Raw genomic sequence first — 12,072 nt, 5'->3', positions numbered from 1 at the left:
GCTTGCTCGCGATGGCGGAGTGTCAGTCGATCTATTTCTGGCTGAACCTGCGCTATCGCGAGCAAGCCCGCTCCCACATTTGGATAGGTGTTCACTTAGTGGCTTTGCAAGCTGTGCATGACGGGTTTCAGCGCGGGATAGAGCTGCAAGTAGTCCGCAAACGCCCGGTCATACGCCTGCACATTCTCAGCCCCAGGCTCAGCCCGCAGCTCCAACTGCACCCACCCCTGCGCCATCTGCCCCTCGTCCACCAACCCCACCGTATGCGCCGCCAACAACGCCGCACCCAATGCCGCCTCCACTTCCTGGACGATGGTGTACACCGGGTAGCGGGTCACATCCGCGATGATTTGCATCCATAAATCCGAATGGCTCGCCCCGCCCACCACGATCAACCGTGGGTCCAGGGAATGGGCGCCGCGCATGCCCGCCTCGATATTGTGCCGCAGGGCAAAACTCACGCCTTCAAGCACCGCGCGGTACAGGTGGATGCGGCTGTGATACAGGTTCAGGCCAACAAAGCTGCCGCTGGCCTGGTCATCCCACACCGGGCTGCGCTCGCCCATCAGGTACGGCAAAAACAACAGCCCTTCACTGCCCGCCGGGATCTTGCGCGCGCTCTGTTCCAGCAGCCACAGGCTGTCCTGGCCGGTGTCCTGGGCCTGTTGCTCCTCGGCCTGGCAGAACTGCTCGCGAAACCAGCTGACCGAGGCCCCGGCGGTAATCGCGCCGCCAAAGATGTACAGGTCCCGCTGGCCGTTGTAGACATGGGGCATGCTGACCAGGCCATGGCGGGCATCCACCTGTTGGTTGAGGTAGCCCCAGCACATGCTGGTGCCGATCATCGCCACGTGGTTGCCCGGCCGAGTGACGCCGGCCGCCAGGGTCGCCATGGCCGCATCGACGCCACCGGCCAGCACCGGCATGCCCGCCGCCAGGCCCAGGCGTTGCGCCCATTCCGGCAGCAGGCCGCCCACCACTTCGCCCGAATACAGCAAGCGCTCGGGCATCATCGCCAACGGGATATCCAGCGCCGCCAGCATCTCGGCCGACCAGCCGCGCGCGGCCACGTCGTAGACCCCGCCGATATTGCCGGCGCTGCTGTGATCCACCGCCACCTCACCGGTCAGGCAGTAGTTGATATAGCTGTTGGGCGGCAGCAGGTAGCGGGTGTTGGCCCAGACCTCGGGCTGGTGCTGCTTGAGCCAGAGCATCTTGGTGAAGCCGTAGTAGCTGTCCACCGAGTTGCCGGTGACCGCGAACAGGCGCTCCAGGTCAACGTGCTCGCGCACCCAGGCCACCTGCTCGCCGGCGCGACGGTCCATCCAGATCAGGCACGGGTGCAGCGGTTTCATCGCGTCATCCACGGCGATTCCCGAGCCGCCGTACAGGCTGCTGATACACAGCGCCTTGACCTGTTCTTTGACGACCCCGGACTTGCCCATGCACTCGGCCACGCAGGCCTGCACCGCGTCCAGCCAGACCTGCGGCCACTGCTCGGCCCAGCGCACTTTTGGCGTGTCCACGCGATAGCCCTGGCTGTGCTGGGCGATGATTCGCCCCTCGCCATCCACCAACAGCGCCTTGGTGCTTTGGGTGCCAATGTCCACGCCAATCACGTATTTCATACTTATTGCCCCGGTTTGAGCAGCACCTTGATCGACTTCACCGAGTTGGCCAGGTCGAACGCTTCGGCCCAGTTATCCAGGGGGAAGTCATGGGTGACGATGCCCTTGGACGTCACCAGGCCGCGCTCGAACAGGTCGATGGCCACCGGGTAGCAATACGGCCCCAGGTGCGCGCCGCGGACGTCCAGCTCCTTGCGGTCGCCGATGATCGACCAGTCGGCGCTGGTCTCGGCGCCGAACACGCTGAACTCGACAAACCGCCCCAATTTACGGATCAGCTCCAGGCCCTGGGTCACGCCCGCCGGCACGCCGGTGGTCTCGATATACACGTCGCAGCCGTAGTGGTCGGTCAGGCCATTGATGATCGCGCGGGCGTCGTCGCGGGCGGGGTTGATCACTACATCGGCGCCGTATTGCTTCGCCAGCGCCAGGCGTTCGTCGACCATGTCGATCACCACCAGTTTTTTCGGGGTTTTCAGTGCGGCCACCTGGACCATGCACAGGCCCAGGGTGCCGGCGCCGGCAATCACCACCACGTCATCGAGTTGCAGGTCGCCACGGTTGACCGTATGGATCGCGCAGGCCATCGGCTCGATCAACGCCGAATCCTCCAGGGACACCGCCTCGGGAATCTTGTGCACGATGGCAGTCTTGGGGATGCGCATGTACTGGGCCATTCCGCCTTCGGCCACTTCGCGCTGGAAGCCGAAGATATTGTGCACCTCGCACATCCAGTACTTGCCGGACTTGCAGAAGCGGCACTTGCCACAAGGCACGATCTGCTCGGCGATCACCTTGTCGCCGACCTGGACCTCAAAGTGCTCCTCGGCGCCCTCGCCCACTTGCTCCACATAGCCAAAAAACTCATGCCCCGGCACCACCGGCGCCTTGACCCACGGGTTGTCACCGCCCCAGAACATCGCCGCGCCCGAGTGGCATTTGCAGTCACTGGCGCAGATGCCGCAGGCGGCAATGCGGATCACCAGTTCATTGGGCCGCGCTTGGGGTTTGCTGATGCGCTCCAGGCGGTAGTCTTTGGGGCCGTGGCAGACGACGGCTTGCATTTGGGTGTGCTTATCCATGAGGTTCTGACCTTTATTGAAGCTGAGAGAGCCCGTCGCAGCCACGGCGGCCGCGTTGCGGTGCTGGTTGTTTTACTTGTGGCGCTGACGGCTGATAAAGATCGCCAGCAAAATAATTGCGCCCTTGATCACGCTCTGCACATAGGGCGAAACCCCGAGCATGTTCAGGCCATTGTTCAGCACGCCCAGCAGCATGGCGCCGAGCAAGGTGCCGACAATCACCCCGCGCCCACCGGCAATCGAGGCACCGCCCAGGACCACCGCGGCAATCGCATCCAGCTCGAAACCAATGCCGGCGTTGGGTTGGCCGCTCATCAGGCGCGAGGTCAGCACCAGCCCGGCAATCGCTGCGGTCAGGCCGCTGATGCCATACACCAGCAACTTGAAGCGCGCCGCCCGTACCCCGGACAGACGCACCGCCTCTTCGTTGCCGCCAATGGCGTAGATGTAGCGGCCAATGCGTGTGTGTTGCAGCAGCACATAGGCCACCAGGTAGGTGACCAGCATGATCAGGATCGGCACCTGGATCCCCAGCAGGCTGGCGCGACCAAAGAAGCCGAACCACTCCGGCAGCCCGGAAATCGGGTAGCCATCGGTGTACATCAGGCCAAAGCCCCGGGCGATGCCCATGGTCGCCAGGGTGACAATGATCGGCGGCATATGCAGGTACGCCACGAACAGCCCGTTGCCGATGCCAAAGGCCACACCGATCAATAGCCCGGCGCCAATCGCCAGGCCCGGCGGCAGGCCTGCGACCATCAGCCCGGCAGTCAAGGTGCCGGACAAGGCCATCACCGGCCCCACCGACAAGTCGATACCACCGGTAAGGATCACGCAGGTCATGCCCACCGCGATGATCGCGTTGATCGACACCTGGCGGCCAATGTTGGACAGGTTGCTGGCGGTGAGAAAGTTATCGCTGGCCACGATCATCACCGCCGTGACCACCAGCAGCCCGATAAACGGATAGAACGCCGGCGAGCGCACCAGCCGTGCCAGGTTCGGCCGTAGCCCCTGGGTGCCTGCGCGGTTAATGGACGTATTCACTTGAGCCCCCTGTGGCATGGCGCATGACCTCTTGTGGGTTGACGGCGGACGCTTCCAGTACCTTGACGATGGCGCCCTTGTGGAACACAGCGACGCGATCGCACATGCCGATGATTTCCGGCAGTTCGGAAGAAATCATGATGATTGCGTAGCCTTGCTCGGTGAGCTTGCGCATCAGCGCGTAGATCTGTGCCTTGGCGCCGACATCGATGCCCCGGGTCGGCTCATCGAACACCAGCACATCGCAGTGATGGTTGATCCAGCGCGCAATCACCACTTTCTGCTGGTTGCCGCCGCTGAGGTTGAACACCCGGCTTTCGCCACTCGGCGCCTTGATCGACAGTTGCTGCATCAACGCTTCGACGCTGGCGCATTCCTTGTTTTTGTCGATCAGGCCGCTGGCGCCCTGGTATTTGTGCAGGTTGTTGAGGGAGATGTTTTCGCGAATGCTGAAATCGGTGATCAGGCCTTCGCTCTTGCGGCTTTCCGGCAACAGGCCGATGCCATGGGCCAGGGCCTGGGCCGGGTCGTCGAGGCTGATTTTGACGCCGCGCAGCCACACCTCCTTGGTCACTGACGCCAGTGCGCCCATCATCCCCAGCGCCAGCTCGGTGCGGCCCGACCCCACCAGCCCGGCAAAGCCGAGGATCTCGCCCTGGTGCAGGTGGAACTGGTTGTGGGGACCATTGCGTTGCAGCTGGATATCCCTGACCTCCAGCAGCAACGGCCCGCGCGCGGTGGTGGGTTTGGGCGGGAAACTGCATTCCAGCTTGCGGCCCACCATCATCTCCACCAGACGGTCGATATCGCTGTCGGCCACGTCGGTGACGCCGGCATTGCCGCCGTCGCGCAACACGCTGATGCGGTCGCACACCTGGAAAATCTCCTCCAGGTGATGGGAGATAAAAATCACCGCCACGCCCTGGCGCTTGAGTTCGCGCATGATCCCAAACAGCAGCTCGGCCTCGCTCGGCGTCAGGGTGGCGGTGGGTTCGTCGAGCACCAACAAGCGCGCCTCCAGGGCCAGGGCCTTGGCAATCTCGACAAACTGCTGCTCGGCCACGCTCAGGTGCCGCACCGGGCATTGCAGGTCGATGCTCACCCCCAGGCGCTGGAACAAGGCCTGGGACGCCTCGTGCATATCGCGCTTGCGCAGCAGGCCGAAGCGGTTGTTCAGCTCATGGCCGAGGAAGATATTCTCCACGGCGCTGAGGTCGGGAATCAGGCTGAACTCCTGGAAGACAATGCCGATACCGGCGGCAATCGCATCGCGATACGTCGCAAAGTGCCGGGCCTGCCCATCGATCAGAATGCGCCCTTCATCCTGGTGCTCGACCCCGCCGAGGATTTTCATCAGGGTCGATTTGCCCGCGCCATTTTCCCCGAGCAAGGCATGAATCTCGCCGCGCTCCACTTGCAGGTTGATGGACTTGAGGGCTTGCACCCCGGGGTAGCGCTTACAGATATTTTCCAGTTGCAACAGACTGCTCATACCGCCGACCTCTCGTTCAGAAGGGAGCCCCGGGCCCCACGCGTGACGTGGGGCCTAGGCGGTTTACCAGCTGAAATCCTTGGCCTTGGCCTGGTCGATCAGGGCGATATCCACGGGGATGCTGGCGGGTACATGGGAGCCCCATTTTTTTGCCAGGGCGATGCCCAGCGCCAGACGGATCTGATCACGAGGGTACTGGGCCGAGGTGGCGATAAATTTGCTGCCCGGCTTGAGGATGGCCTTGATCGCTTCCGGCGCGCCGTCGACGCTGACCAGCTTGACATCCATGCCGCTGGCCTCGATGGCCGACAGGGCGCCGAGGGAACCATTGTCATTGACGCTGAAAATACCCTTGAGGGTGGGTTGGGCCTGGAGCATGTTTTCGGTCACGCTCAGGGCCTGGTCACGTTCCTGCTTGCCGTTCTGAATGCTGACGATCTTGATCTGCGGGTGCTTGGCCACGGCCTCCTTGCAACCGCGCACACGCTCCAGGATCGGCACCACGGCGATGCCGTCGAGGATTGCGATATTGCCCTGGTCACCGATGCTCTTGGCCAGGTATTCACAGGCCTGGAACCCGGCATCGAAGTTTTTTGAACCGACGAAGGAGTCCAGCGGCCCGTCGGCCTGGGCATCCACGGCAACCACCACCACACCCGCGGCGTGGGCCGATTTGACGGCGGACTGCACGCCGACCGAATCCGTGGGGTTGATCAGCAGGATGTCGATGCCCTTTTGCAGCATGTCTTCGACGTCACTGACCTGCTTGGACACGTCGTGGCGGGCATCGGTGATGATCAATTGCGCACCGATGGTCGCCGCCGCTTCTTGCAGGGCGTCTTTCATGGTGACGAAGTACGGGTTGTTGATTTCCTGGAAGGACGCGCCGATGCGCATGGGGGCCGGTTTGGTCTCGGCCAGGGCGACGGTGGAGATGCTTAAAGCCAACAAACACAGGGTTTTGCGAAGCATTTTCATGGCGTGAGTCTCAGTTTTGTTTTTATTTTCAGAGCGAATGTTATCGTTAACATTTCGCCAGAAACTAACAAGGAAATGAGGTGGGCGCAAGCCCCTTGCGATATTCCCGATGGGGCGGGCTTGCTTGGGCTCAGCTCGCAAAATCCTCGGGCCGGGCTAAGCTCACTCACCAACAAAAAATACAACAGGCTACGCCATGACCCATCCCACCGAGGCCTTTCGCCAACGCTACCGCGCCGCTGTCCACCCACGCTACAACCCGTGGCTGCATGCCGGTTTTGTGCTGAGCTACGGTTTGTCCTGCATCCTCCTGGCCTGGGGCAGCACCCAGCACATCCAGGCCTGGGAATGGCTGACCATCCCCCTGACCCTGGTGTTCTTCAACCTGTGCATCTACCTCGTGCACCGCCACCTCGGCCATCGTAAACACGGTTTTTCCAAGCTGTTCTATGCACGCCACACCGGCGATCACCACAGTTTTTTCACCCCCGGCCATATGACCTACGACAGCCCCAGGGATTGGCGGGTGATCCTGTTTCCTGCCTGGCTGATCATCCTCCACAGCCTGGCCATCACCCTCCCCGCCTGGTGGCTGCTCAAGCAGTTCAACCCCAACGTGGCGGGGCTGTTCGCCGGGTGCATGATCCTGGGTTACCTGCTTTACGAAATCTTCCATGCCTGTGAACACTTGCCCCCTGCCCATCCCCTGGCCCGCCTGCCGTGGATCCGGCACATGCACCAGCTCCACGCGCTGCATCACCGCCGTGAGTTGATGCAGGGGCGCAACTTCAACATCGTGCTGCCGCTGATGGACTACCTGTTCGGCACACTGCACTGGGAGCCCGCCACGCCCCCCTCCCAAGAGCCTCGGGAAGCACCATGAGTCAAAAAATCCGTCACTGGCTGCTACTGGTATTGATCGCGGTCGTCGCCTTCCTGCTGTTGATGCCCACCCCGGTACAACCGGTCAATTGGACACCGCCCAAGGCCCCGTCGCTGCAGGAGGAGCCCTACCGCGAAAACCAGCGTCTGAAGGACATCCAGCGCATCGGCGCCCAAGGCATCGACGGGCCTGAAGCGTTGCTGGTGGATGCCAAGGGGTTTCTGATTACCGGGCTGCATGATGGGCGGATCATCCGCACCGCGCCCGACAGCCAGGCCCTGGAGGTGCTGGCCCAGACCGGGGGCCGGCCGCTGGGCCTGGCCCAACACCCGGACGGGCGCCTGATCATTGCCGATGGGATCAAAGGCCTGCTGGCCCTGGACGGCCAGCGCACACTGACCACCCTGAGCACCAGTGCCAATGGCCTGCCCTTCGGCTTTACCGATGATGTAACGGTGGATGCTGCCGGGCGCTACGCCTACTTCAGTGACGCGTCGAGCCGCTGGGGCTATGGCCAGGATGGTGAAGCAGTGATCGAGCATGGTGGCGATGGCCGGTTGTTGCGCTATGACTTTCGCAACGGCCAGACCGAGGTGTTGCTCGATCAGTTGCAATTTGCCAACGGCGTGGCGCTGGGGCCGGATGAAGACTATGTGCTGGTCAATGAAACCGGGGCTTATCGCATCAGTCGCTATTGGCTCAGGGGCGACAAGGCTGGCAGCCATGACCTGTTTATCGACAACCTGCCGGGGCTGCCGGACAACCTCAGCTTCAACGGCCGCGACCGCTTCTGGGTGGCCCTGTACTCCCCGCGCAATCCCTTGCTCGATGGCTTGGCCGGTTACCCGGCGGTACGCAAGATGGTGGTGCGGGCGCTGATGGTGGTGCCCAAGCCCGTGGAGCGCAAAGCCTTTGTGCTGGGGTTGGATGTGCATGGCCAGGTGGTCGCTAACTTGCAGGATGGCAGCGCGGGCAATTATTCGCCGGTGACCAGCGCGCGCGAGTCTGGCGACTGGCTGTACCTGGGTTCGTTGAAGAACACCAGCCTGGCGCGGCTGCCGCTGAAACTGGCGTTGAACCCGTAGGCGCCGGCTGGCCAGCCAGTGCCTACGGGAATGGAGCGGTCAGCGCACGATAGTCTGGCTGCAGATATGCCCCAGGCTGACGTACTGCGTGATATTGCCGCCTACACCCACGCCCGGGAACTCCTTGAGTTCAATGCGCCAGCCGCCCATGTTGAACCAGGTCCGCCAGTTGTACGTCTGGCCGGACGAGCTGTCCGGGTAGACCACATTGAGATCGCCGGAGCAACTGCCCAGGTCGACATTGCCGGATGCCGCACCGGTGATGCCGGTCTTGGCCTCGTAGTTGACCCAGTGGTACTGGTTGCTGTCATCAAAACGCTTATCGACCCTGAGCACCGGGGTCACGCCCCGCAGTGGCTCGCCGGTGCTGTCCGACCATTGGGTGCTCCAGCTCAGGCTGCGGGAGGCCTGGGTGGCCAGTTGCATGATCGAACTGGGGATACGCACCACGTTGTCGCCGTTCACATTGCTCTGGTTCAGGCGCGGCGCCGACCCCAGGGTCAACTTGTATTGCGCCTTGGGGTTGAGGGCTACCGCCGGGTTGGCTCGCACCCGCACTTTGACGATGTAGCCAGGGGTCAGGCTTGGATAGGTGGAGGTGTTGTTCGGCTGGATCACCACCCAGTTGTTGCCATCGAAACGCTCGAAGATCCACTGGTTGCGGGTGCCCTCGTCGTCATCGCCGAGGAACATGCCCACGCCCTGGCCACGCAGGGAGGTGAAGTCGAAGTAATCGATATCGTTGACGCTATCGAGGTTGCCGGTCACCTGGTTCAGTGCATCCGGCAGGGCGAATGCGCTTTGTGCGGTGTCGTTGGGCTCGAAGGCATCGATATTGCTGTCCACTGCCACGCCAAAACTGAATTGCGCATTGCTCGCGGTGTTGGCCACCATGTACCAGTAGTAATCGCCGGCAGGCATCACGCCGTTAAGGTATTCATCGGCGCTGCCTGCGTTATCAGAGGTGCCCAGAGGCGTCAGGTTGCCCTGGCCGTCGTCGTGGAACAGGGTCAGCGACATATCGGTGCCGGCACTCTGGTTCAGCAGTTGGACCTGGATGCGCGCGCTTGTAGGCAGATTGAAGTGGTAGGCGATTTGCGCCCCGGTCTCGACCCCGGTGAGGGTGTAGAGGGTATTGATATCAAGCGTCGGGAACAACGGTGTAAAGGCCGCAATCGCTGCGCCCTGTAGTTCGCTTGGTTTTTGCAGACCGTCAACGACCGCCTCCACCGCCTCACTGTTCACTGCCGCCTTGCTTGCCACAGCCTTGGACTTGCCGACCTTGGCCGCCTTGAGTTTTTGCTTGAGTTCGGCCGACAGCTTCGACGACTCAACCTTGCCACCCGCTCTAAGCGCCTGATCGACCGCAGACTTGACCGCCTGGACCGCGAGTTTTGCAGGTGCTTGCGCAGGGTATTGTTCGGCCAGGGCAAAGGCCGAAACAAAGCAGGAGGCCGCCATGGCCGCGCCTAGCATAAAGGCTTTTTTCGATTTCATTTTTTATCCATCCATAGTTAAAAAATTTGTGGCTTGGGTGCGCGGTGAAATCCGTTCACCTGGGATGGACTGTAGAAGATAACTGTATATATGTACAGTATATTTTTTGATTGAATGCAAGCAAAGCTACCCCCTGCGTCAAACGCGCCAAACCATCACAGCCAAGCAGGTCTTGCAACAAACCAAGGCAATTTTTTCACATCGCTTTCACTGGCCGACCACGCCCCGCCCCCTAAATTGCCCGGCAACGCAAACAGCTGTGCCTCAGGTGCCAGGGTGAAGAGTGTGGTTGACATGAATCGCCCAGAAGGGCCCCGGGCAAACACCTTCAAACAGTCATGGCTGCGTTTCATCGCGCTCCTTACCCTGTGCCTGGTGATCATGGGCGCGATACTCTGGCCGACCTCGCCGCAGAACCTGAGCGTCGGCAATCGCCTGGTCACTTCAGGGGCCCTGGCGGCCTGGCGCAGTGGCAACCTGATTGTGCTGGTGCGCCATGAAGAACGCTGCGACCGCTCCAACAACCCCTGCCTGGGCCCTGCGGATGGCTTGACCCGCCCCGGCAGTGTCTCGGCTGCGGCAGTGGGTAGCGCATTCCAGACCCTGGGCATGTCCCACAGCGATGTATTGAGCAGCCCCACCACGCGCACGGTGCAAACCTCGCGGTTCATGTTCGGTGAAGCCCATGTGTTACCCGACCGCTTGACCTTGTGCGGCACGGCCCTTGTGCACGAACTGCCTGCCCACAAGATCGCCGGGCGTAACCTGTTGCTGGTCACCCACAGCGAATGCATCGGCGAGCTGGAACGGGTGCTGGGTTATCCCCATGCCGATGGCGCCGAATACGGCAGTTCGCTGTTTGTACAGGTGAGGGCTAACGGCAAGCTCAAGGTGCTGGGTGTACTGAACAGCCAGGACTGGGCCACCGCCCTTGGGCACCTTTAGTGGTCAGCTCATGATATCGCTGCGCCGCAGTTGCCCCTGCACCTGCAGCAGGAAGGTCGGTTCGTTGGGGTTCCCAGAAATCTGCAACGTGCTCATGTTCAACAGCGGATCATAGTCCACGATAGCTTCGCCGCTCGCCCCGGAAAAACGCCTGACAAACTGCAACGGTTTATCGCCCAATTGCGCTCTGAGACCTGACACATCGACCTGGTCTTGCCCACTGACAAAGTCGTGGATCCGGTCCGGCGCCGCAGCGCTGGACTCGTTGGTTTTGCCGTAGACAAAGATGTCATTGCCTTCGCCCCCCCACAATGAGTCGGCCCCCTCGGCGCCGTAGAACACATCGTCGCCATCACCACCGTGCAGCTCGTTATCCGCGGCGTTGCCCACCAGCCAGTCGTTGCCCGATCCGCCAATGGCATTCTCGATCGTCACGCCATAAGCAATGGACACGTTGCCTTTAAGGCCCCCTACATCAGAAAACGTACCGGCCCCGAGGCTTATTTTCTGGTCCTGGCCATAGCCCGAAAAATCCAGGGTGTCGGTCCCGCCGCCATCCCAAATGGCAGCGACCATCTTGTCGCCATGACTCTTGATGCTCAGGAAGTCGCGATTCGTATTGGAGTTGAAGCCATAGGTGGTGTCGTCATTACGGGTCTTGAAATTTGCGCCATATTGGCGTTGGTAAGCCGTTATATCGTCCAGTTGCGGCGCCGATGAACGAAAACCGTCATGCCGCATATAGCCGGTACGCTCGCCCCGGTAACTCATGTTGGTATGGCTTTGCGAGTCTTCATGGAAATCGAATTGGGCATGGGGAGCGCTGGCATCGTAGTGACCGGGATGCCGCAGCCCCATGGCGTGCCCCAGCTCATGGATAATCGTGTGCCGCCCCGCATCGCCAAGGGTCGCATTGACCATGTACTGATCGTCATCCGTGCTTAAAAACCACACTTCGCCACCACGGCTGCTGCCCGGCAGGACTGCAAAGGAGTAGCCGCTCTGGGGCTTGCCATTGCTGCCGATCATTTGCCCATAATTGCCGAGGGTAATGTGCCCATCGCTGTTGGCTGTCTTCGGCCCTTCGCTGAACGTGACGTTCGCCACATCCGCAATGGACTCAAGGCTGCGCCTGATTTGTTGCCTTTGATTTTCGAGGATATGGGTGAACCCGGTCATTTTCTGCCAGACCGCCTTGGGGTCGGCAGGCGCGGGGCGAAACGTGTAGGAGACCTGGCGGATACCGTCACCGTTCTTGTCCGGCCAGCCCGAACTGGCACGCCATAGCGATTGGGCCGCCTCTTCAGTGGTCTTGGATGGCAAGCCATTGTGCTGGATACCGCCACCGCGATCATCGCGATGGCGAAACTGGTCAATCGTTCGGAACAGCGGGCTACCTTGCATTGCAGAGGTCGACATGGCGGTGGCTCCTTGA

At 61.5% G+C, this 12,072-nt stretch carries 10 protein-coding genes; 3 read left to right on the top strand and 7 right to left on the bottom strand.

All coding sequences use genetic code 11. The features are described 5' to 3' along the window. Positions 1-95: 95 nt before the first annotated feature. The 5 genes from AC07W7_RS24450 to AC07W7_RS24430 form a co-directional block, all read right to left on the bottom strand. Positions 96-1,628, bottom strand: a complete 1,533-nt coding sequence (locus tag AC07W7_RS24450) for an FGGY-family carbohydrate kinase (RefSeq protein ID WP_495040273.1) — start codon at positions 1,626-1,628, stop codon at positions 96-98. A 2-nt stretch (positions 1,629-1,630) separates the two neighbouring features. Beyond that, the gene (locus AC07W7_RS24445) at positions 1,631-2,710 is read right to left on the bottom strand and encodes an alcohol dehydrogenase catalytic domain-containing protein (protein WP_169864360.1); all 1,080 of its coding nucleotides are present in this window, start codon (positions 2,708-2,710) and stop codon (positions 1,631-1,633) included. A 72-nt stretch (positions 2,711-2,782) separates the two neighbouring features. Beyond that, positions 2,783-3,775, bottom strand: a complete 993-nt coding sequence (locus AC07W7_RS24440; RefSeq protein WP_099168506.1) for an ABC transporter permease — start codon at positions 3,773-3,775, stop codon at positions 2,783-2,785. Then, positions 3,741-5,249, bottom strand: coding sequence for a sugar ABC transporter ATP-binding protein (locus AC07W7_RS24435; RefSeq protein WP_197882590.1), 1,509 nt, complete (start codon positions 5,247-5,249; stop codon positions 3,741-3,743). The genes AC07W7_RS24440 and AC07W7_RS24435 overlap by 35 nt, the downstream gene beginning before the upstream one ends. A gap of 63 nt (positions 5,250-5,312) precedes the next feature. Next, positions 5,313-6,227, bottom strand: coding sequence for a substrate-binding domain-containing protein (locus AC07W7_RS24430; RefSeq protein ID WP_076961417.1), 915 nt, complete (start codon positions 6,225-6,227; stop codon positions 5,313-5,315). Between the two features lie 196 nt (positions 6,228-6,423). On the opposite strand from AC07W7_RS24430, the gene AC07W7_RS24425 reads away from it, so the two are divergent. Both AC07W7_RS24425 and AC07W7_RS24420 read left to right on the top strand, forming a co-directional pair. Further along, complete coding sequence (locus tag AC07W7_RS24425; protein WP_076961416.1) at positions 6,424-7,110, top strand: sterol desaturase family protein; 687 nt, start codon at positions 6,424-6,426, stop codon at positions 7,108-7,110. Beyond that, positions 7,107-8,195, top strand: a complete 1,089-nt coding sequence (locus tag AC07W7_RS24420) for an SMP-30/gluconolactonase/LRE family protein (protein ID WP_169864358.1) — start codon at positions 7,107-7,109, stop codon at positions 8,193-8,195. The genes AC07W7_RS24425 and AC07W7_RS24420 overlap by 4 nt, the downstream gene beginning before the upstream one ends. Positions 8,196-8,234: 39 nt before the next feature. On the opposite strand, the gene AC07W7_RS24415 is transcribed toward AC07W7_RS24420, so the two are convergent. Then, positions 8,235-9,692, bottom strand: coding sequence for a hypothetical protein (locus AC07W7_RS24415; protein WP_495040272.1), 1,458 nt, complete (start codon positions 9,690-9,692; stop codon positions 8,235-8,237). A gap of 294 nt (positions 9,693-9,986) precedes the next feature. Between AC07W7_RS24415 and pmrG the strand changes: the two genes are divergently transcribed. Continuing rightward, positions 9,987-10,637 (top strand): lipopolysaccharide core heptose(II)-phosphate phosphatase PmrG, encoded by a 651-nt coding sequence (gene pmrG, locus AC07W7_RS24410; RefSeq protein ID WP_076961413.1) that lies wholly within the window; start codon positions 9,987-9,989, stop codon positions 10,635-10,637. Between the two features lie 3 nt (positions 10,638-10,640). Here the strand turns inward: pmrG and AC07W7_RS24405 are convergent, their stop codons facing one another. Beyond that, positions 10,641-12,056 carry a M10 family metallopeptidase C-terminal domain-containing protein gene (locus AC07W7_RS24405; RefSeq protein WP_495040271.1) on the bottom strand — a complete coding sequence of 472 codons (1,416 nt, stop codon included), beginning with the start codon at positions 12,054-12,056 and terminating at the stop codon, positions 10,641-10,643. Positions 12,057-12,072 lie beyond the last annotated feature (16 nt).

The sequence above is a fragment of the Pseudomonas sp. GW821-FHT01D09 genome (genome assembly GCF_059422465.1).
Note: the sequence above shows the minus strand (reverse complement) of the source record. Positions and strands in the feature narration are given on the sequence as shown.

Coding starts and splice junctions, on each gene's coding strand:
- AC07W7_RS24450 (WP_495040273.1), bottom strand. CDS start 1,628: ATGAAATACGTGATTGGCGTGGACATTGGCACCCAAAGCACCAAGGCG.
- AC07W7_RS24445 (WP_169864360.1), bottom strand. CDS start 2,710: ATGGATAAGCACACCCAAATGCAAGCCGTCGTCTGCCACGGCCCCAAA.
- AC07W7_RS24440 (WP_099168506.1), bottom strand. CDS start 3,775: ATGCCACAGGGGGCTCAAGTGAATACGTCCATTAACCGCGCAGGCACC.
- AC07W7_RS24435 (WP_197882590.1), bottom strand. CDS start 5,249: ATGAGCAGTCTGTTGCAACTGGAAAATATCTGTAAGCGCTACCCCGGG.
- AC07W7_RS24430 (WP_076961417.1), bottom strand. CDS start 6,227: ATGAAAATGCTTCGCAAAACCCTGTGTTTGTTGGCTTTAAGCATCTCC.
- AC07W7_RS24425 (WP_076961416.1), top strand. CDS start 6,424: ATGACCCATCCCACCGAGGCCTTTCGCCAACGCTACCGCGCCGCTGTC.
- AC07W7_RS24420 (WP_169864358.1), top strand. CDS start 7,107: ATGAGTCAAAAAATCCGTCACTGGCTGCTACTGGTATTGATCGCGGTC.
- AC07W7_RS24415 (WP_495040272.1), bottom strand. CDS start 9,692: ATGAAATCGAAAAAAGCCTTTATGCTAGGCGCGGCCATGGCGGCCTCC.
- pmrG (WP_076961413.1), top strand. CDS start 9,987: ATGAATCGCCCAGAAGGGCCCCGGGCAAACACCTTCAAACAGTCATGG.
- AC07W7_RS24405 (WP_495040271.1), bottom strand. CDS start 12,056: ATGTCGACCTCTGCAATGCAAGGTAGCCCGCTGTTCCGAACGATTGAC.